We start from the raw sequence: 21551 nt of genomic DNA on the forward strand, positions 1-21551 counted from the left end.
GTCCAGTGATGATGGCAAAGAGGCCACACCCGTTCCCATCCCGAACACGGCAGTTAAGCTCTTTTGCGCCGATGGTAGTTGGGGGTTTCCCCCTGTGAGAGTAGGACGTCGCTGGTCTAGAGAAAGAAAACCGTTGCCTTAACCGGCAGCGGTTTTTTTGTGCGTCCAGATATCATCCGGATCACTAAGCGCTAAATGATACGGAGAATGGCAAAACGAAAACCTTCTATATTATTGTCTTTTCATCCTAAAAAGCCAAATGCTGGGGAAAAGCTAGTAGCTGCAACAAGCACTTTTTAGATTTCCTTTATTACAAAAACATTAAGTCTTTTCTGAAAAAGGGGGAAACTGAACTTCTGTCTTGCATTCGCGAATAAATTCTAATAGTATGAAACATAAATCTTTAATAAGTATTTAGAAAGGATGGGGCAATTGGATTTCAACCCTTGGCTGATGATCTTTATCATCTTTATGATAAATGTCATATACGTTTCAATTTCGACAATCCGCATAATCCTTACTTTAAAAGGCCATCGGTATTTTGCAGCATTCATAAGCATGTTTGAAACTGTCATTTACATCGTCGGTTTGGGATTGGTGCTGGATAACCTCGATCAACTCCAAAACCTTGTCGCATATGCGCTTGGCTACGGCTCAGGCGTAATCGTCGGTTCGAAGATCGAAGAGAAAATGGCGTTGGGCTATATTATGGTCAATGTCACGACAATGCAAGAAAGCAATTTCCTGTCCAATATCTTACGTGAAAAAGGATATGGGGTAACCAACTGGGAGGCCACCGGCAGAGATGGCGGCCGCCAAACGATGCAAATCCTCACGCCGCGGAAGATGGAGACAAAACTTTACGACACCATCAAGGAAATCGATCCCAAAGCGTTCATGATGTCGTATGAACCGAAAAATATCCACGGCGGTTTCTGGGTCAAGTCGGTACGGAAAGGAAAACTGTTTAAATGACAAAAAAGACTGTATGGTTCGAACTTCGCGAGGGCGAAACAATCACGGATTGCCTCGAACGGATGAAAGATCAAGGATATGCTGCAGTTGGGCGCAAAGAAGAACCCCTTTTCGAGGAAATCAATGGCAAACCAGTGCCGATTAGGCAAATTGTTAAGTTTAAAGGATCATGGATAACAGAATAGCAAAATACAATGGAAAAAACCGAACAATTTAAAATTACACCAAGTAATCGTTCGACTTTAGGATTGACTCATTTCAGTTATCTTGTTATGATTATTAAGGATACCCCATATATGCAGAGGAATTGGCCTCTGCGTTTCTACCAGGACACCGGAATGTCTGGACTATGCGGGAAAGCAACTTACGGAGACTTGGCGAAGGATGTGCGCTTTTATGCCATCATTTTTAAATTCGTTCATAATCAACAAGCCCTTAAGTAAACTGCTTTTCACGTCATGTGAGCAGTTTATTTGAGGGCTTTTATCTGTTTAAAGGAGAGGTATTTATATGAATCCGCGAATCGGCGTCATTATGGGAAGTTCAAGCGATTGGGAAACAATGAAACATGCATGCGATGTATTGGATGAATTGCGTATCAGTTACGAGAAAAAGGTGATTTCCGCTCATCGGACACCGGATTTGATGTTTTCCTATGCGGAAGAAGCAAGAGCTCGCGGGTTGCATGTGATTATTGCAGGGGCAGGCGGAGCCGCACATCTTCCAGGAATGGTCGCTGCGAAAACGACATTACCGGTAATTGGCGTGCCGGTCCAGTCAAAAGCTTTGAACGGGCTGGATTCGCTGCTGTCCATTGTCCAAATGCCAGGCGGCGTTCCGGTTGCTACTGTAGCAATCGGAAAAGCAGGAGCGATAAATGCCGGATTGCTGGCGGCGCAGATTTTGGGCACGGTTGATCCTGAAGCAGCGAAAGCGCTTCAAGACCGAAGAAATCGAACGCATGATGAAGTCTTGAAAAGCACAGGTGATCTCCTATGACGAAAACGATCTTGCCAGGACAGACAATCGGCATCATTGGCGGCGGACAATTAGGGCGCATGATGGCTTTGGCTGCCAAGGAAGCCGGTTTTAAAATCGCAGTGCTTGACCCGGGGATGGATTCACCAACCGGGCAAGTTGCGGATATCGAAATCATCGCACCTTTTAACGACTTTCAAGCATTAGAGGAATTGGCGGAAGCAAGTGATGTCATTACCTATGAATTCGAAAACATCGATGCTAGCGCATTGGAAAAATTGATGGAGCTTGCTTATATACCTCAAGGCGCTGAATTGATTCGGATTACGCAAAACCGAATATTTGAAAAGCAGGCAATCCAGGCTGCTGGTGTTCCAATCGCCGATTACATCTCGGCTGACAATTACGCGGAGCTGGTCGAGAAAAGCGGGCAAATGGCTTATCCGTTTGTTGTGAAAACAGCAACTGGCGGATACGACGGCAAAGGCCAGCAGACTATTGCATCTGCTGCCGAGCTGCAACTGGCGGAGCCGCTGTTTGCGAACGGAGCCTGTGTAGCGGAAGCATTCATCGCTTTCACAAAAGAGATTTCGGTGATCATCCAGCGCAACGTGCACGGAGCCACAGCAATTTTGCCGATTGGAGAGAATATTCACAAGCACCACATTCTGCACGAAACGATTGTGCCAGCAAGAGTGGCTGATGCTACCATCAGCAAGGCGCAGGAAGCAGCAGAGAAAATTGCAGGCCACCTTAATATGGTCGGAACTTTGGCTGTTGAAATGTTCGTGCTTGAAAATGGTGAGATTATGGTCAATGAATTGGCGCCGCGCCCGCATAACTCGGGGCATTATTCAATAGAAGGTACCAATATCTCACAGTTTCATCAACACATTCGGGCCATCTGCGGTTGGCCGCTGAGAGATCCGAAGCTGTGGACGGATACGGTGATGGTCAATATCCTTGGTGAGCATGTTGCGCCGCTGACAACGAAAATAGCGCGCTACCCGAATTGGTCGATTCATCTATACGGCAAAGACGAAGCGAAGCATAAACGGAAAATGGGGCATGTGACCATTTTGACCGATAACTTAGAAACAACATTGAAAGAAATTGACGAATCCGGCATCTGGTCGGAATAATTGGAGGAAATGGATTATGATAGCACGTTATACACGACCTGAAATGGGCGCGATTTGGACAGAAGAAAACCGCTATAATGCTTGGCTGGAAGTTGAAATTTTGGCTTGTGAAGCTTGGGCAGAAATCGGGGATATCCCGAAAGAGGATGTTGCAAAAATCCGTCAGAACGCTTCGTTTTCAGTAGACCGGATTTTGGAAATCGAAGAAGAGACGCGCCACGATGTTGTGGCATTTACTCGAGCGGTTTCAGAAACGCTTGGCGAAGAGCGTAAATGGGTGCATTACGGCCTGACTTCGACGGACGTCGTGGATACGGCGCTATCTTACTTGATCAAACAAGCGAATGTAATCATCCGCAAAGACTTGGAGAACTTCATTGTAATCCTGGCGAATAAAGCAAAAGAGCATAAAATGACGGTCATGATGGGCCGGACGCATGGTGTGCACGCGGAGCCGACGACATTCGGCTTGAAATTAGCTTTATGGCACGAAGAAATGAAACGCAACCTGGAACGTTTTGAAGCAGCTGCGGCATCGATCGAGACTGGTAAAATGTCCGGCGCTGTCGGCACGTATGCGAACATCGATCCTTTTGTTGAAGAATATGTCTGCAAGCAGCTTGGCTTAGCAGCTTCTCCGATTTCAACTCAGACGCTGCAGCGTGATCGCCATGCACAGTACATGAGTACGCTGGCATTGATCGGTTCTTCAATCGAGAAATTCGCGACGGAAATCCGCGGCCTGCAAAAATCGGAAACGCGCGAAGTGGAAGAATTTTTCGCGAAAGGGCAAAAAGGTTCTTCGGCAATGCCGCATAAACGCAATCCGATCGGTTCTGAAAATATGACGGGCCTTGCCCGCTTGATCCGCGGCTATATGATTACAGCTTACGAAAACGTCTCGCTATGGCACGAACGCGACATTTCGCATTCATCTGCAGAGCGTGTGATTTTGCCGGATGCGACAATTGCATTGAATTATATGCTGAACCGCTTTTCGAACATCGTGAAGAATTTGACGGTGTTCCCGGACAACATGAAGCGCAATATGGATTCGACACTTGGTTTGATTTATTCGCAGCGCGTGCTGCTGGCGTTGATCGACAAAGGCATGGCGCGCGAAGCGGCATACGATACAGTACAGCCTTGTGCGATGGAAGCTTGGGAAAACCAGACGCATTTCCGCACAATCGTGGAAGCGAACAGCACGATCACGTCCCAGTTGTCTAAAGAAGAACTGGATGATTGCTTCGATTACAACCATCACTTGCAGCAAGTGGACATGATTTTCAACCGACTTGGATTAAACTAAACGGGGGCTTTGAACATGGAAAAGGGTCAGCTATTGTACGAAGGCAAAGCAAAACGCTTATACGCAACAGACGAACAAGGCATTTTATGGGTGGAATACAAAGACTCAGCAACAGCATTCAACGGCGAAAAGAAAGCGGAAATCGCCGGCAAAGGCACGCTGAACAATAAAATCACATCACTGCTTTTTGAAAAATTGCAGACGGCGGGAATCGCTTCTCACTTCGTCAAGCAATTGTCTGACCACGAACAGCTGGTACGCCAAGTGTCCATCATTCCGATTGAAGTGGTGGCGCGGAACGTAGTGGCTGGCAGCATGGCAAAACGCCTTGGGCTGGAAGAAGGCACTGTCCTCAACCAGCCGGTTGTTGAATTCTATTATAAAGATGATGCACTAGGCGATCCCTTGATCACCGAAGACCATATTCAGCTCCTTGGGCTCGCAACGCCGCAGGAAGTACTGGAGCTTCGGGAAAAAGCATTGAAAGTCAATGAAGTACTGATTCAGTTTTTCAAAGAAGTCGGTGTGCAGCTGATCGATTTCAAGATCGAATTCGGACGGGACGACAACGGTGCTATTTTGCTGGCGGATGAAATTTCTCCGGATACGTGCCGCTTATGGGACATGGAAACTAAACAGAAACTCGATAAAGATGTATTTCGCAGGGACCTTGGCAACTTGACAGATGCGTATGAACTCATTTTATCCAAACTGGGAGGACAACATTCATGAAAAAAGTAAAAATTTACGTCACTTTGCGTGAAAGTGTTTTGGATCCACAAGGCTCGGCAGTAATGGGATCACTTCATAAAATGGGCTACGGCCAAGTGGAAGATGTTCGGATCGGCAAGTACTTGGAGCTGATGATTGCGGATGGCGAAAAAGATGTCGACGCATTGGTCAACGAAATGTGCCATAGGTTATTGACGAATACGGTAATCGAGGATTACCGTTTCGAAATCGAGGAGGCTGTCTCACAATGAAATTCGCGGTAATAGTATTTCCTGGTTCCAATTGTGATTTGGATATGTACCACGCGGTCAAGGATGAACTTGGTGAAGAAGCAGAATACGTTTGGCATGATTCGACCGATTTGAGCAAATACGACGGGATTTTATTGCCGGGCGGATTTTCTTACGGTGATTACTTGCGATGCGGAGCGATTGCACAAACTTCGGCGATCATGGGCGAAGTGAAGAAGGCGGCTGAGGCCGGGAAACCGGTTCTTGGCATTTGCAACGGCTTTCAGATTTTGACAGAAGCGGGGCTTTTGCCTGGAGTGCTTCTGCGCAATAAAAACTTGAAGTTCATGTGCCACACGGTCGGTTTGAAGGTGGAGAACGCCAATACGATGTTCACGAACCAATATACACAAGGCCAGGAAATCAGAATTCCAATCGCCCATGGCGAAGGAAATTATTACTGCGACGATGAGACGTATGAAAAATTGAAAGCGAATGATCAAATTGTCTTCACTTACGAAGATGATTTTAACGGAAGCCGCAACAATATTGCGGGAATCATCAACGAGCAAGGCAACGTGCTGGGCATGATGCCGCATCCGGAGCGGGCAGTTTCCGATTTGATCGGCGGCAGCGACGGATTGGGATTATTTAGATCAATCGTAAAACAGTGGAGGGAATCACATGTCACTCATGCTTGAACCAAATACTGAACAAATCAAAGAACAGAAAATTTATCAGCAGATGGGCTTGTCCGATGCAGAATTCGCCATGGTGGAATCGATTCTCGGCAGAACGCCGAATTACACGGAAACCGGATTGTTTTCTGTTATGTGGTCAGAGCATTGTTCGTATAAAAATTCAAAGCCTGTCTTGGCGAAGTTCCCGACAAAAGCGCCGCGCGTGCTGCAAGGGCCGGGCGAAGGCGCCGGCATCGTAGACATTGGCGATGGCCAGGCAGTCGTCTTCAAAATGGAATCGCACAACCATCCGTCAGCCATCGAGCCGTACCAAGGCGCGGCAACTGGCGTCGGCGGCATTATCCGCGATGTCTTCTCGATGGGCGCACGCCCGATCGCAATGCTCAACTCGCTGCGTTTCGGTGAATTGACGACACCGCGTGTGAAGTATCTGTTTGAAGAAGTGGTAGCGGGCATCGCCGGCTACGGCAATTGCATCGGCATCCCGACCGTCGGCGGAGAAATCCAATTTGACGCTTGCTACGAAGGCAATCCACTGGTCAACGCAATGTGCGTCGGCTTGATCGATCACAAAGACATCCAAAAAGGCGTCGCTTCCGGCGTCGGCAATCCGGTCATGTACGTCGGTGCCAAAACAGGGCGCGACGGCATCCACGGAGCGACTTTCGCTTCCGAGGAATTGACAGATGCATCTGAAGAAAAACGCCCGGCTGTGCAAGTAGGGGATCCGTTCATGGAGAAGCTGCTGCTTGAAGCTTGCCTGGAATTGGTGAAATCCGATGCCCTAGTCGGCATCCAAGACATGGGAGCAGCTGGACTCACATCATCTTCAGCAGAAATGGCTTCAAAAGCAGGATCTGGCATTGAAATGGACCTTGACCACGTACCACAGCGCGAAAAAGGCATGACAGCGTACGAAATGATGTTGTCGGAATCCCAAGAGCGCATGTTGATCGTCGTGAAAAAAGGCCGCGAACCGGAAATTGTTGAGCTTTTCGAGAAATACGGTTTGGACGCAGTGACAGTCGGTACCGTTACTGATGATTCAACTTTGCGTTTATTGCATAAAGGGGAAGTGGTCGCGGAAGTGCCGGTTGATGCTCTTGCTGAAGACGCCCCTGTCTACCACAAGCCATCGAGCGTCCCTGCTTATTTCACCGCATACCAGCAGTTGGAAAACGTGGAACCGAAAGTCGGCAACTACAGCGAAGCGTTATTGAATTTATTGCAGCAGCCGACGATTGCGTCGAAAGAATGGGTTTATGACCAATACGACCATCAAGTGCGCACGAGCACCGTGGTTAGCCCAGGCTCGGACGCAGCAGTTATCCGCGTGCGCGGCACGAATAAAGGCTTGGCGATGACGACGGATTGCAATTCACGCTATATCTATTTGGATCCGGAAACGGGCGGCAAAATCGCCGTTGCCGAAGCAGCGCGCAATGTCGTCGTGTCAGGCGCGAAACCGCTGGCGATCACGGATTGCCTGAATTTCGGGAATCCCGAAAAGCCTGAAATTTTCTGGCAGCTGGAAAAAGCGGCAGACGGCATGTCTGAAGCTTGTATAATCCTCGATGCACCTGTAATCGGCGGCAACGTCTCTTTATATAATGAAACAAACGGTACAGCGATTTACCCGACGCCGACAATCGGTTTGGTCGGCTTAGTGGAAGACCTTAAGCATGTAACGACGCAAGACGCCAAAAAAGCCGGCGACTTGGTGTATCTGATTGGTGAAAGCTTCACGGAATTCGGCGGTAGTGAACTGCAGAAAATGATCGAAGGACGCATTTTCGGCAAAGCGCCAGCGATTGATTTGACAGTGGAAGCGAAACGCCAAAAGCAGATCTTATCGGCAATTCAGCAAGGGCTGGTCGCTTCGGCACATGACGTCTCAGAAGGCGGTGTTGCAGTGGCATTGGCTGAAAAAACTTTCGGCAGCGGACTTGGAATTGAAGCAACGCTTTCCGGCTCTGCGACAACAGCGTTGTTCAGTGAATCGCAATCCCGTTTTATCCTTACTGTTTCTCCAGCTAACGCGGAACAATTCGAAGACATCGTAACTGACGCCAAGAAAATCGGAACGGTCACAAACAACAATACACTAGTGATCAATAGCGAAGATGGAACGGCGTGGATCAACGATTCGGTCGATACGCTTCGCTCAGCCTGGAAAGGAGCTATCCCATGCTTGCTGAAATCAGAAGCTTAAACGAAGAATGCGGCGTTTTTGGAATTTGGGGCCATGCTAATGCAACTCAGCTTACGTATTATGGACTGCATGCCTTGCAGCATCGAGGCCAAGAGGGTGCAGGAATTGTCTCGACGGACAAAAGCACTTTATCTGCGTTAAAAGGCGAAGGCATGGTCAGTGAAGTTTTTTCTCCGGAAAAAATAGAAAAAATAGCTGGAACCGGTGCTATCGGACACGTTCGATACGCAACAGCCGGCGGCAGCGGCATTGAAAATGTCCAGCCGCTATTGTTCAATTCGACAACTGGCAGCTTGGCAATTTCCCATAACGGAAATTTAGTCAACGCCAACCACTTGAAAAGCCATTTGGAACGGCAAGGAAGCATTTTCCAGACAACGTCCGACACTGAAGTGCTGGCGCATCTGATCAAGCGCAGCGGCTACGAGTCTTTTGAAGAAAAAGCAAAGAATGCGCTATCGCTTTTAAAAGGTGCTTTTGCTTGTGTCATCTTGACTGAAGAAGCGATGTACGTCGCGCTTGACCCGAACGGCTTGCGCCCCTTGTCTCTTGGGAAATTGGGAGATGCATGGGTTGTAGCTTCTGAAACATGCGCGTTCGACATTGTTGGAGCGGAATTTGTCCGTTCAGTCGAACCTGGGGAATTCCTTGTTGTTACGGACGACGGCTTGCGCGCTGAACGCTTCGCATATCCGGAAGAGCGAGCAATCTGTACGATGGAATATGTCTATTTCTCGCGTCCGGATTCCGATATTGATGGCATCAATGTCCACTCTGCCCGCAAACGCCTAGGTAAACAATTAGCAAAAGAAATTCATATAGATGCGGACGTTGTGACCGGTGTGCCGGATTCAAGCATTTCAGCGGCAATCGGCTACTCAGAGGAGAGCGGCATTCCGTACGAACTCGGATTGATCAAGAACCGCTATGTTGGCCGGACTTTCATTCAACCATCGCAGGATTTACGCGAACAAGGCGTCAAGATGAAGTTGTCTCCGGTTCGCCAAGTGGTGAAAGGGAAACGCGTTATCATGGTCGATGACTCGATCGTGCGCGGCACGACTTCCCGCCGCATCGTCAAGTTATTGAAAGAGGCGGGAGCAACGGAAGTGCATGTGGTCATCTCTTCACCGCCGATTAAGAGCCCGTGTTTTTACGGCATCGATATTTCAACTTCCGGTGAATTGATCGCAGCGAACAATACAATAGAAGAAATGCGTGAAATTATCGGTGCGGATTCACTGACGTTTTTATCAATAGAGGGCATGGTCCAAAACATTGGACGTACAGATCCAGGTTCGAAATGCGGGCATTGTCTAGGGTGTTTTACTGGGGATTATCCGACGAGTATCTATCCGGATACTGTCTTGCCGCATGAAAAAGAAAAAGTGAAATAAGGGGGAACCGGTGTGTCAAAAGCATATGAAAAAGCAGGCGTCAATATCGAGGCAGGCTATGAAGCGGTCAATCGCATGAAATCCCATGTCGAGCGTACAGCTCGAAAAGGTTTGATGGGGACATTCGGCGGTTTCGGCGGCATGTTCGATTTATCTGAACTGAAGCTGAAAGAACCTGTCCTTGTGTCCGGTACGGACGGAGTCGGCACGAAACTGAAGCTCGCTTTCATGGCTGATAAGCACGACACGATCGGCATCGACTGCGTAGCGATGTGTGTCAACGATATCGTTGCGCAAGGAGCCGAACCGTTGTTTTTCCTGGACTATATTGCAGTCGGAAAAGCGGTTCCTGAAAAAATCGAGCAGATTGTCAAAGGCGTTGCGGATGGCTGCGTGCAATCCGGCGCCGCATTAATCGGCGGGGAAACGGCTGAGATGCCGGGTCTTTACGATGAAAATGAATACGACATTGCCGGTTTTGCCGTTGGAGCTGCAGAAAAGTCGAATATCGTGACCGGCGAGAAAATACGGGCTGGCGACGTGCTGATCGGACTGGCTTCAAGCGGCATCCATTCCAATGGCTATTCATTGGTGCGCCACATCGTTTTTGAACAAAACCGTTTCCAGCTGGACCAAATTATTGAAGGCTTCGAAGATTTAGGACCGATCGGCAATGAATTGCTGAACCCGACCAAAATCTATGCGAAAACTGTGGCAGCCATCATGGGCGCTGCAGAAGTACGAGGAATGGCGCATGTCACTGGCGGCGGCTTTATCGAAAACTTGCCGCGCATGATGCCTGAAGGCTTGGGCGCTGAAATCGAGCTGGGCTCTTGGCCAGTGCTGCGCATTTTTGACATGCTGCAGGAAAAAGGCGGGTTGGCTGACCGCGATTTGTATTCCGTTTTCAATATGGGCATCGGCTTTGTGCTGGCGGTTGCGCCGGAACAAGCAGAGCAAGTGATGGCAGCGGCGCTGGCGAGCGGCGAACAGGCGTATCGCATCGGCACCGTATCCGCGCAAACCGGCGTTCAATTTACGGGGGAACAGGACGGCACCCTCGATGGCGAATAAACCGAAAATCGCTGTTTTCGCTTCTGGAAACGGCTCGAACTTCCAAGCGATTGCAGACGCAATACAAAACGGCGAACTCCATGCCGAATTGGTGCTTGTGGTGACCGACAAGCCACAGGCTTTTGTCGTTGAACGGGCGCAGAAAATGGGCATTGAGCCGTTCGCTTTCAATCCAGCAGAATACGGCTCGAAAGCTATGTACGAAGAAATGCTGAAAGGCAAGTTGTTGGATCTCGGAGTGGAATGGATTGTGCTGGCCGGCTTTATGCGGCTGATTGGCCCGATGCTGCTTTCCGCGTTTGAAAACCGCATCGTCAATATCCACCCTTCGGCATTGCCGGCTTTCCCCGGCAAAGACGCAATCGGGCAGACGCTTGCTGCTGGTGCAGAGCAGGCGGGCGTGACGGTGCATGTCGTCGACGCAGGCATGGACACCGGTTCGATCATCGCACAGGAAACTTTTCCTGTAGCGGGGCGCGGCCGAGCAGAAGTTGAAAATCAAATCCACGCAATTGAACACCGGTTATATCCTGCAACTTTACAGCAATTATTCAGCCGGTGATTTCACCGGTTTTATTTTTAGGAGGACTGACAGTGAAGAAAAGGGCGTTATTGAGTGTATCGGATAAATCTGGAATATTGGAGTTTGCACAGCAGTTATCGGCAATGGGCTATGAAATCTTGTCGACAGGCGGCACGAAGCGCTTTTTAGAAGACAATGGCGTGGCGATCACGGCAGTGGACGAAATTACGAAATTCCCTGAAATCCTCGAAGGGCGCGTCAAGACGCTTCACCCGTTAATCCACGGCGGCTTGCTGGCAAAACCGGATGATGAAAGCCACCAAGTTCAAATGAAAGAAAATGGAATTAATCCAATTGATATCGTATGCGTCAATCTTTATCCGTTCCGCGAAACCATTTCGAAACCGGATGTCTCGGTGGATGATGCGATTGAAAACATCGATATCGGCGGACCGACGATGCTCCGGTCCGCAGCAAAAAACCACGCGTACGTTACAGTGATCGTGGATGCATCCGACTATGCAGCAGTTCTTGAAGAATTGAATGGCCAGCAGGCGACGACGCCGAAAACACGGCGCCGCCTGGCAGCTAAAGTATTCCGCCATACAGCGGCATATGATTCCTACATCTCGAATTATTTGACGGAATTGATCGGAGAAGAATATCCGGAATCGCTGACGCTTACATACGAATTGGCGCAGCCTCTCCGCTATGGTGAAAATCCGCACCAGAAAGCGGCATTTTACCGCAATGCATTGGGCTCGGATTTCTCGATTGCCAACGCCACTCAATTGCACGGCAAAGAGCTTTCTTATAATAATATCCAAGACGCCAATGCCTCGCTGCAGATCATCAAGGAATTCAGCATGCCAGCAGCGGCAGCGGTCAAGCATATGAATCCATGCGGCGTCGGCACTGGCAGCACGATTGCGGAAGCGTTCGCGAAAGCGTACGAAGCCGATTCGACATCGATTTTCGGCGGCATCGTGGCGCTAAACCGCGAAGTGGACGCTGAAACGGCACAGACTTTGAGCACGATTTTCCTTGAAATCGTCATCGCGCCATCTTTCTCGGATGGAGCGCTTGAAATCTTGATGCAGAAGAAAAACATCCGTCTGCTGACAATTCCATTTGGCCATGCTCGTCAGGACAAATGGAACATTACGGCCGTAGAAGGCGGCTTACTCGTGCAACAGCCAGACACTTACGGCTATGAAGACGCCGACATCCGTGTGGCGACGAAGCGCCAGCCGAACGAAGCAGAACTGGAAGCGCTGAAACTTGGCTGGAACGTAGTGAAACATGTGAAATCGAACGCTATTGTAGTATGTGATTCGAATATGACGCTTGGCATAGGCGCTGGCCAGATGAACCGTGTCGGAGCGGCGAAGATTGCGCTTGAGCAAGCGGGCGAGCAGGCTCGCGGCGCTGTAATGGCATCGGATGCATTTTTCCCGATGGCGGATACAGTTGAAGCGGCAGCAAAAGCAGGCATCAAAGCAATCATCCAGCCAGGTGGTTCGAAAAAGGACCAGGAGTCGATCGACAAGGCTGATGAATACGGCATAGCGATGGTCTTTACAGGCGTACGCCATTTCAAACATTAAGCGGGGTGTAAATGATGAAGGTTTTGGTAATAGGCAAGGGCGGCCGGGAACACGCGATTGCCCGCCAGTTTTCAAGGTCCGCCTCGATCAGCCGCGTTTATGCCGCTCCCGGTAATGACGGCATGCAAGGCGATGCGGAACTGATCGGAATAGATGAAATGGATTTTGCGGCATTAAGCGATTTTGCTGTAGAACATGAAATCGACTTTACATTTGTTGGCCCCGAACAGCCGCTTGCAGAAGGCATTGTGGACTGGTTTACAAAACGCCAGTTGCGCATTTTCGGCCCTACAAAAATTGCAGCGCAGATTGAAGGCAGCAAAGCTTTTGCCAAAGAGTTGATGGATAGAGCGAATATCCCGACAGCTGCTTATGAGACGTTTACGGAAACCGGAGCAGCGATTGAGTTTATCCGCCGACACGGTGCGCCGATCGTCATCAAAGCGGATGGGTTGGCAGCAGGAAAAGGCGTCGTTGTCGCCATGTCCGAACAGGAAGCGATTGCGGCGGTCAATGATATGCTAGAAGGCGAGAAATTCGGTGAGTCAGGTTCGCGTGTTGTTATCGAGGAATTCCTGGACGGCGAAGAATTCTCGTTCATGTCATTCGTTTACGGGGAAAAAATTTACCCGATGCCAATTTCACAGGACCATAAGCGGGCATTTGATGGTGACCGCGGCCCAAACACAGGGGGCATGGGTGCATATTCGCCAGTGCCGCAAATCCCTGAATCGGTGGTGCAAGAAACGTACGCTAAAATTGTGCAGCCCGCGGTTAAAGCGATGGCAGCAGAAGAGACTCCCTTCAATGGCATTCTTTATGCCGGCATCATCTTGACATCGGAAGGGCCGAAAGTAATCGAATTCAATGCGCGTTTCGGCGACCCGGAAACGCAAGTCGTACTGCCGCGCATGGCATCGGATTTCGGTTTGTTCATGGACGCCATCCTAGACAGCCGGCCATTTGAGCTGGAATGGGATGACCGCTCTGTATTAGGCGTCGTTGTAGCGGCCGAAGGCTACCCGGATTCTGTTCAAAAAGGTGCGCTGCTTCCTGACATAGCGAAACTGGAAGGCGTCGAAGTCACTCATGCCGGCACGAAAAAAACCGGCAGCGGTTTTGCCGGCAACGGCGGCCGAGTGCTTTTCGTCTCTGCTGCTGGAGAAGACCTCCAACAAGCCCAGCACAAGGTCTACGAGGAGCTCGGCAAGCTTGATTGGAAAGACTTCTTCTTCCGTTCAGATATCGGCTGGCGTGCAATGTAAGACTCCATATGGTATAATATTACGTGACACAAATTCTTAGGAAAATGTGTCATTTTTTTTCATTATCCCGCCCTTGGGATATTGAATAATAGTTGAGGATTTTCAACAGCCCACTTTTACCTCTAAACCACACTTCAGATTGACTTAGTCAAACCAGACTCCGTGTAAAATCAGCAGGGCATCAAATTTCGGAAGGAGCAACATTTATGAATTGGTACGAAAAATTAAATCAGTATTTCCCGGTAGAAGAAATGAAATCGAAAGAACATATGGACTCGCTTTTAAAAGAAAAAGGCAGTGTTTATTTTAAAGACGAGGGTCCTCATCATGTCTTGATGTTTGCAGAGTTTCCGACGTTCTCGTTTGTCGATTATTTATTTGTCTCAAAAGAATCACGCGGCAGCGGGCTTGGGAAAAAAGCTTTGCAATTCCTGAAAGATAAGAAAAAGCCGATCATCCTTGAAGTCGAACCTGTAGACTATGAAGATACAGACAGTGAAAAGCGCCTTCGCTTCTATGCGCGTGAAGGTTTCGAGCACGCCGCTTCGATCGGCTATTGCCGCCGTTCACTCGCGACAGGCGAACAAAACTCGATGGAGATCCTGTATTGGGCTCCGAACAACGAAACAGAAGAAGAAATTTTCGAAGCAATGAAGAGAATGTATGGTGAAATCCACACGTATAAAGATACTCATTTCTACGGCGAATCATATGAGCCGGTATCGAAGGTCCTGACGTTCGAAGAAGAGGAAAAAGACAACGTCCTCGACCCGTTCAACAAGCCAATCTCAAACTAATCAGCATTTTAATACCAACCTGCGCAGAATCCATTCTGCGCAGGTTTTATTTTTGTCCGCTTCTTAAGCATTAGTTATATAAGTTGAACTATTAATATTTCACTGCTGATAAGGAGCAAAACAGCTACGCTGCCCCGCAGGCGTCTCCGCTGTTTTGCTCCTTATCAAGAAATTTCTTGGCAGAGCCATACCCAAGGCGTCCGAAGCGGTATAAAGAAATATTCCATTCTAAAATAGAATATAATGGATTTTTTGTGTCAAAATCTAATCTGAATGTTCTAATATTATACAGTCTTGCCTGTATTTTAATGCATTGTTATGCTACGATATTATGTATGGAAATAGATTGAAAGAAGGTGCCGGCAATGGTGAATCCGTTATGGAGAAATAGAGAAATCAGGGAACAACTTAAAATTATTACAAAAGAGGCCTCGCCGGATCTTGTGCTGAAAAACGCTACATATTTGCATGGTATTTTCAAGAAATGGGTTACTGGTAATATATGGATAAAAGGCGATCGCATCGTTTATGCAGGCAAAGACATGCCCTTGATCGGCAATTCCACAGAAGTCCAAGACATGGCAGGGAAATGGCTCGTGCCGGGTTATATTGAACCCCATGTCCACCCATTCCAGCTATACAACCCTCAGACATTTGCCGATTACGCGGCGCAAGGCGGGACGACGTCGTTCTTATCTGACAACCTGACATTGTTTTTGTCATTGGAAAATGAGAAAGCGTTTTCATTACTGGATAAAATTGCGGAACTGCCGTTTACATTCTATTGGTGGACGCGTTTTGATTCACAGACGGAATTGCTCGATGAAGATAAATTGTTCACTTCCAAATCCGTGGGGGAATGGCTCGACCGTCCGGATGTTTTGTTGGGCGGCGAATTGACGGGCTGGCCAAAATTGATGGCTGGCGACGATCAGATGCTGTATTGGATTCAGAAAGCGAAAATAGGGCTGAAGAAGATAGAAGGGCATTTTCCAGGAGCTTCGGAGAAGACGCTTGCGAAGATGAAATTGCTAGGAGCTGACGGAGACCACGAATCGATGACAGCTGATGAAGTCGAAGCTCGTTTATTGCATGGCTACGGCGTAACCTTGCGCCATTCTTCAATTCGTCCAGATCTGCCTCTATTGCTGAAGGAAATCGTGGAACGCGACTTGAACGTTTTTGACAAATTGATGATGACGACTGATGGCTCGACGCCGGCTTTCCATTTGGACGGCGTAATGGACCTGTGCATTAAAATTGCTTTAGAGGCAGGAGTACCGGAAATCGACGCATATATGATGGCTTCTTATAATGTAGCGCGGTATTACAATGTCACGAGCCTGCACGGCTTGATAGCGACCGGCAGATATGCCAACATCAATATCCTGGATACTCCTAGCAATCCTGTGCCATCGGGCGTCATTTCAAAAGGCGTTTGGCTGAAGAGGGAGGGCGTGAAAGTGTATTCGCTTCCCGCAGTGGATTGGTCAGTGCTGCCTGATTTAAACTTGAATTTCGACCTGACAGAAGACGATTTCCAGTTTTCGATGCCATTCGGTATTGAAATGGTCAACGATGTCATCACGAAGCCTTATTCGGTGAGCGTCGATACACACGATGGCCAGTTGTCAAAAAAGCATGAGGAAAGTTTTCTCATGCTTTTGGACAAGCACGGGAAATGGCGGGTCAATACGCTAATCAAAGGCTTTGCCTCTGGCGTCAGCGGATTCGCATCTTCTTACTCGAATACAGGTGACATTATCTTGATCGGCAAAAACCGGGAAGATATGAAGGCCGCTTTCGAAGAAGTGAAGCGCATGAAGGGTGGAATCGTTCTCATGGAAGATGGTGAAATGGTCTGCTCGCTGCCGCTGCCAATCGGCGGGACGCTGTCCGACTTGCCGATGGAACAATTGATACCGAAAGAACAGGAATTGAAACAGGCGTTAAGAGAGCGTGGCTATAAACACGGCGACGCAATCTACACGCTGCTGTTCTTGCAGGCTACACATTTGCCGTATGTGCGGATAACGCAAAGAGGAATTTATGACGTTATGAATAAAAAAATCCTGTTTCCCGCATTCATGAGGCAGTAGCCATGAAAAAGTGGACAATCGCAATCATTGTTTTGTTGCTGGCAATCGGGGCAGGCGGCGTTTACTGGATGATGCAAAAAGATCAAGAACAAGAACCTGAAAATGGACAGGAGGAGCCTGCGGAACCTGGCGAAGAGCCGGGCGCGCAGGCCTTTGCGCCGTTCACGGGAAGAGTGGAAGGCGGTCCGTTCACGAGCCGTCCGGTAATGGCAGTCATCAATAACCATCCGGATGCGCGGCCGCAAACAGGCTTGAATGAAGCGGATATCGTCTTTGAATTTATCGCGGAATACAACATCACGCGTTTATCGGCTTTATACCAAAGTACATTCCCTGAAGAAATGGGGCCGATTCGCAGCGCCCGCGAATATTTTGTTGGACTGGCGGCTGCATATGACGCTTTTTTCGTTGCCCATGGCTATAGTCCGGAAGCATACACAATGCTGCAGTCGGGTATGGTTGATCATATCAACGGCATCGATTACGACGGGTCGCTATTCCAGCGCTCGACCGACCGGATTGCGCCGCATAATTCCTATATCACATATGAGAATATCAAAATCGGAATGGAAATGACGGACGCTTCACCCGATTACAGCACTAAAGCACCTTATGCTTTCTTTAAGGGCACCGGAAATGGTAAAATATCGGAACAGGCATCAACGCTTGAAGTAAGGTATGGGCAAGACCCTAATTTTACAAGCGCCTTTACGTACGATGAAACAGCTCAGCGCTATAAGCGGTCTTCGGGAGGGATTCCGACGGTCGATAAAGAGACGCTGCAGCAGACAGAAGTTGCAAATGTCCTGGTGTTCGAGGCGGACCACAAGACGATTGACGCTAAAGGGCGGCAGTCGATCGACCTTGAAAGCGGAGGGAAAGCGTTGCTTTTCCAAAGCGGCGGTGTCCGTGAAATAGAGTGGATTTCACAAGGCGGCATGCTCATTCCGGCCGCAAACAACGAGACGGTCGAACTCGTTCCGGGGAAGACGTGGATCCATATCGTGCCCACCGATCCCGGAATGGAACAATCAGTCCGCTACACCCCTTGACAAAAAGGGCAGAAATGAAAGGATGGTTATGCCGCATGCAGGTTGATAAGATCCGTGGAAATCAGACAGACCAATTAATAGAAGCAGTCCTTGCGTTAAAAGATAAAGAAGAAGCGTATCGTTTTTTCGATGATTTATGCACCATCAGTGAAATCCAATCGCTGTCCCAGCGTTTGGAAGTCGCCCGTATGCTGCGCTTGAAAAAAACTTACGAAAAAATAAAAAACGAAACCGGTGCAAGTACGGCGACGATTTCACGTGTGCGCCGCTGCCTGAATTACGGCAACGACGGGTACGACGAGATGCTTGGCCGGCTTTATCCGGAAGAAAAACCATTCCAGCTGCCAACAGACTGACCGCATCGTGCAGCCGTTTTGCTAGGCGCAGCGTTTGAAAAGGGGGCTATCCCATAAGTCGAATATCAGACTTATGGGATAGCCCCCTTTTTTTTGTTATAATGGAGAGATGAAATACGATTTATAGTTAGGTGGATGAATGTGGACTTCCATACATGGCGGCATGTCTTCAAACTGGATCCGGCTAAGCCGATTTCGGATGGACAGTTGGAACGAATTTGCGAATCTGGGACTGATGCCATCTTGATTGGCGGAAGCGATAATGTCACACTCGACAATGTCTTGGATTTAATGGTGCGCGTCCACCGGTATAATGTACCGGCTGTGCTCGAAGTTTCGACGATCGATTCGGTGGCGCCCGGATTCGATTATTATTTCATCCCGACCGTACTGAACAGCGAAGATCCGCGTTGGGTCAAAGGGCTGCATCATGAAGCAATACGGGAATATGGGGAAATCATGGATTGGGATGAATTGATTCCCGAAGGCTATTGCATTTTGAACCCCGCTTGCAAGGCTGCAAATCTGACGCAGGCCGACACGGAGCTCACGACGGAAGATGTTATTGCCTACGCGAGGATGGCGGAACATTTTTTCCGGCTGCCGATTTTTTATCTGGAATACAGCGGAGTTTACGGCGATCCGAAATTGGTGGCTGAAGTGAAAGAAGTCCTGTCCAAAACGCGGCTATTTTACGGCGGCGGCATCGATGGCGCTGAAAAAGCGATTGAGATGGCCGGTGCGGCGCATACGATTGTTGTCGGAAATATCATTTATGAAAATATAGAAAACGCGATTGCGACCGTTCAGGCGGTTGCGGAAATGGACAAGCAGTCGCTATAATAAAAAGAACAGACGTTCGAGGTGGTGCACAGTGGAAATGATTACAAATAGTTTATTGAACGGGATGAATCCCGAACAGGCAGAAGCCGTACAAGCAACCGAAGGGCCATTATTGATAATGGCGGGTGCAGGGTCAGGCAAGACGCGTGTGCTAACACACCGTATCGCTTATTTGGTATTGGAAAAGCAAGTTTACCCTTCCAATATCCTCGCGATCACTTTTACCAATAAAGCGGCGCGTGAAATGCGCAACCGGATTGACGGATTGCTTGGCCATGGTACGGGCCAACGCATGTGGGCGTCTACGTTTCACTCGATGTGTGTACGTATTTTGCGCCGCGATATCGACCGCATCGGCTTTTCGAAAAACTTTTCAATTTTGGATACGACCGACCAATTGACAGTTATTAAAAATGTTTTAAAACAGCTGAACCTCGATCCGAAGAAATTCGAGCCCCGGACCATGCTGAACGCGATTTCCTCTGCGAAAAATGAATGCATTACAGCTGAAGAGTTTGCGGCTAATATGAATGCCCATAATCCGTACGAAAAAACCGTGTCGGAAGTTTATGCGGCATACGCGAAGCGGCTGCAGAAAAACCAGTCGCTCGATTTCGATGATTTGATCATGACGACTTTGACTTTATTCAACAAGGTGCCGGAAGTGCTGGAATATTACCAGAATAAATTCCATTATATCCACGTCGATGAATACCAGGATACGAACAATGCCCAATACCAATTGGTGCAGAAACTGGCGAGCAAGTTCAAGAATATTTGCGTTGTTGGCGACTCTGACCAGTCTATTTACCGTTGGCGCGGGGCGGATATCACGAATATCCTGTCTTTTGAAAAAGATTATCCGAACGCGAAAGTCATCATGCTTGAACAAAATTACCGTTCGACAAAGCGGATCTTGCAGGCAGCGAATGATGTCATCAAGAAAAATACAAGCCGCTACCCGAAAGAGCTGCGCACAGACAATGCAGATGGCCCGGCGATTACCTTGCATAAAGCAGGGGACGAGCGGCAGGAAGCGCAATACGTTGTGCAGGAAATCCAAAAGCTCATGCAAGAAGAAGGCTATAAAACGTCCGATTTCGCAATCCTTTACCGCACAAACGCACAGTCACGGATACTGGAAGAAATGTTCGTCAAGTCGAATATGTCCTATACAATCGTCGGCGGAACGAAGTTCTATGACCGCAAAGAAATCAAGGATCTGCTGGCGTATCTGCGGCTGATTGCAAACAATGACGACGACTTGTCGCTAGCGCGCATCATCAATGAACCAAAACGGGGAATCGGTGCGACATCGTTCGAGAAGATGGCCCGTTTCGCGATTGACCAAGACCGCACCATCATGGATTCGCTGCAGGAAGTTGATTTCATGGGGCTGACGCCGAAGACTGCGCAGACCGCACTTGAATTCCACACAATGGTCAACGGCTTCACACAAATGCAGGAATACTTGTCGGTCACAGAGCTGGTCGAGGAAGTGCTGAAAAAATCAGGCTACCGCCAAATGCTGCAAAACGATAAAACAATCGAAGGCGAAAGCCGGTTGGAAAACTTGAACGAATTCCTGTCCGTTACACAGGCATTCGAAAAACAAAGCGATGACAAATCGCTGGTTGCGTTCTTGACGGATCTCGCATTGATCTCCGATATCGACTCACTCGATGACGATGAAGATGCAGACGGACCAATCATCTTGATGACGATGCATGCTGCAAAAGGGCTGGAGTTCCCAGTCGTCTTCATCATCGGGCTTGAAGAAAACGTTTTTCCGCACTCGCGTTCGAATAATGACGACGATGAGCTGGAAGAAGAGCGCCGCCTGGCTTATGTGGGCATCACCCGCGCAGAGAAACGGCTGTATTTGACGCACGCAACTTCGCGTACGCTGTTCGGTAAAAGCAATTACAATATGCCTTCGCGTTTCATCAGCGAAATTTCAGAAGAATTGATTGAGCCGACATTCGCGAACCACCGTGCCGGCGCGGCTACGAGTTACAGGCAGTCGCCGAAGCGCGCAGCGGTCACACGCCCTGCCTATAAACAATCTGGCGGAGACAAGCTCGGCTGGAAAGCGGGCGACCGTGCGACGCATAAAAAATGGGGCACTGGCACTGTTGTCAACGTCAAAGGTGAAGGCGAACAGGTCGAGCTCGATATCGCCTTCCCAAGCCCGGTCGGCATCAAGCGGCTATTGGCGAAGTTTGCACCGATTGAAAAAGAATAAGCAGGAGGATG

20 protein-coding genes, 1 rRNA gene and 1 riboswitch are annotated in these 21551 nt (G+C 48.7%); all 21 genes read left to right on the forward strand.

Going from position 1 to position 21551, the window contains the following annotated elements; genetic code table 11:
- The first annotated feature begins 1 nt into the window (after position 1).
- A 5S ribosomal RNA gene (gene rrf / locus AC4EHJ_RS15800) occupies positions 2-117 on the forward strand.
- Positions 118-423: 306 nt separating this feature from the next.
- A complete protein-coding gene (locus tag AC4EHJ_RS15805; protein WP_490976571.1) occupies positions 424-975 on the forward strand; it encodes a DUF2179 domain-containing protein in 552 nt (183 codons plus the stop codon).
- Entirely contained in the window at positions 972-1160 is a 189-nt protein-coding gene (locus tag AC4EHJ_RS15810) for an NETI motif-containing protein (protein WP_490976572.1), read from the forward strand. The genes AC4EHJ_RS15805 and AC4EHJ_RS15810 overlap by 4 nt, the downstream gene beginning before the upstream one ends.
- A gap of 85 nt (positions 1161-1245) precedes the next feature.
- Positions 1246-1345, forward strand: a riboswitch (purine riboswitch).
- 140 nt (positions 1346-1485) lie between these two features.
- Positions 1486-1974, forward strand: coding sequence for a 5-(carboxyamino)imidazole ribonucleotide mutase (gene purE / locus AC4EHJ_RS15815; protein WP_490976573.1), 489 nt, complete (start codon positions 1486-1488; stop codon positions 1972-1974).
- A complete protein-coding gene (gene purK, locus AC4EHJ_RS15820; protein WP_490976574.1) occupies positions 1971-3095 on the forward strand; it encodes a 5-(carboxyamino)imidazole ribonucleotide synthase in 1125 nt (374 codons plus the stop codon). The genes purE and purK overlap by 4 nt, the downstream gene beginning before the upstream one ends.
- Positions 3096-3111: 16 nt before the next feature.
- Complete coding sequence (gene purB, locus AC4EHJ_RS15825; RefSeq protein ID WP_490976575.1) at positions 3112-4407, forward strand: adenylosuccinate lyase; 1296 nt, start codon at positions 3112-3114, stop codon at positions 4405-4407.
- Between the two features lie 15 nt (positions 4408-4422).
- The gene (purC, locus tag AC4EHJ_RS15830) at positions 4423-5139 is read left to right on the forward strand and encodes a phosphoribosylaminoimidazolesuccinocarboxamide synthase (protein ID WP_490976576.1); all 717 of its coding nucleotides are present in this window, start codon (positions 4423-4425) and stop codon (positions 5137-5139) included.
- The gene (gene purS / locus AC4EHJ_RS15835; protein ID WP_290213258.1) at positions 5136-5390 is read left to right on the forward strand and encodes a phosphoribosylformylglycinamidine synthase subunit PurS; all 255 of its coding nucleotides are present in this window, start codon (positions 5136-5138) and stop codon (positions 5388-5390) included. Before purC ends, purS begins: the two co-directional genes overlap by 4 nt.
- Positions 5387-6070, forward strand: a complete 684-nt coding sequence (gene purQ / locus AC4EHJ_RS15840) for a phosphoribosylformylglycinamidine synthase subunit PurQ (protein ID WP_290213257.1) — start codon at positions 5387-5389, stop codon at positions 6068-6070. The genes purS and purQ overlap by 4 nt, the downstream gene beginning before the upstream one ends.
- Complete coding sequence (purL, locus tag AC4EHJ_RS15845; RefSeq protein WP_490976577.1) at positions 6054-8282, forward strand: phosphoribosylformylglycinamidine synthase subunit PurL; 2229 nt, start codon at positions 6054-6056, stop codon at positions 8280-8282. The genes purQ and purL overlap by 17 nt, the downstream gene beginning before the upstream one ends.
- Positions 8258-9679 carry an amidophosphoribosyltransferase gene (gene purF / locus AC4EHJ_RS15850; RefSeq protein WP_490976578.1) on the forward strand — a complete coding sequence of 474 codons (1422 nt, stop codon included), beginning with the start codon at positions 8258-8260 and terminating at the stop codon, positions 9677-9679. The genes purL and purF overlap by 25 nt, the downstream gene beginning before the upstream one ends.
- Positions 9680-9691: 12 nt before the next feature.
- On the forward strand, positions 9692-10753 hold the full coding sequence (gene purM / locus AC4EHJ_RS15855; protein WP_490976579.1) for a phosphoribosylformylglycinamidine cyclo-ligase: 1062 nt from the start codon (positions 9692-9694) through the stop codon (positions 10751-10753).
- Positions 10743-11315 (forward strand): phosphoribosylglycinamide formyltransferase, encoded by a 573-nt coding sequence (gene purN / locus AC4EHJ_RS15860; protein WP_490976580.1) that lies wholly within the window; start codon positions 10743-10745, stop codon positions 11313-11315. Before purM ends, purN begins: the two co-directional genes overlap by 11 nt.
- Before the next feature lie 32 nt (positions 11316-11347).
- Positions 11348-12883, forward strand: a complete 1536-nt coding sequence (gene purH / locus AC4EHJ_RS15865; protein WP_490976581.1) for a bifunctional phosphoribosylaminoimidazolecarboxamide formyltransferase/IMP cyclohydrolase — start codon at positions 11348-11350, stop codon at positions 12881-12883.
- 14 nt (positions 12884-12897) lie between these two features.
- Complete coding sequence (gene purD, locus AC4EHJ_RS15870) at positions 12898-14148, forward strand: phosphoribosylamine--glycine ligase (protein WP_490976645.1); 1251 nt, start codon at positions 12898-12900, stop codon at positions 14146-14148.
- Between the two features lie 206 nt (positions 14149-14354).
- Positions 14355-14945 carry an N-acetyltransferase gene (locus AC4EHJ_RS15875; RefSeq protein WP_490976582.1) on the forward strand — a complete coding sequence of 197 codons (591 nt, stop codon included), beginning with the start codon at positions 14355-14357 and terminating at the stop codon, positions 14943-14945.
- Between the two features lie 365 nt (positions 14946-15310).
- Positions 15311-17044, forward strand: a complete 1734-nt coding sequence (locus AC4EHJ_RS15880; protein WP_490976583.1) for an adenine deaminase C-terminal domain-containing protein — start codon at positions 15311-15313, stop codon at positions 17042-17044.
- 2 nt (positions 17045-17046) lie between these two features.
- Positions 17047-18096: a DUF3048 domain-containing protein gene (locus AC4EHJ_RS15885; protein ID WP_490976584.1), complete on the forward strand. Its 1050-nt coding sequence runs from the start codon at positions 17047-17049 to the stop codon at positions 18094-18096.
- A gap of 35 nt (positions 18097-18131) precedes the next feature.
- Entirely contained in the window at positions 18132-18452 is a 321-nt protein-coding gene (locus tag AC4EHJ_RS15890; protein ID WP_135505830.1) for a YerC/YecD family TrpR-related protein, read from the forward strand.
- A gap of 141 nt (positions 18453-18593) precedes the next feature.
- On the forward strand, positions 18594-19295 hold the full coding sequence (gene pcrB, locus AC4EHJ_RS15895) for a heptaprenylglyceryl phosphate synthase (protein ID WP_490976585.1): 702 nt from the start codon (positions 18594-18596) through the stop codon (positions 19293-19295).
- A 37-nt stretch (positions 19296-19332) separates the two neighbouring features.
- Complete coding sequence (gene pcrA, locus AC4EHJ_RS15900; protein ID WP_490976646.1) at positions 19333-21540, forward strand: DNA helicase PcrA; 2208 nt, start codon at positions 19333-19335, stop codon at positions 21538-21540.
- Positions 21541-21551 lie beyond the last annotated feature (11 nt).

It is taken from the genome of Planococcus sp. TJ-301, from assembly GCF_058268475.1.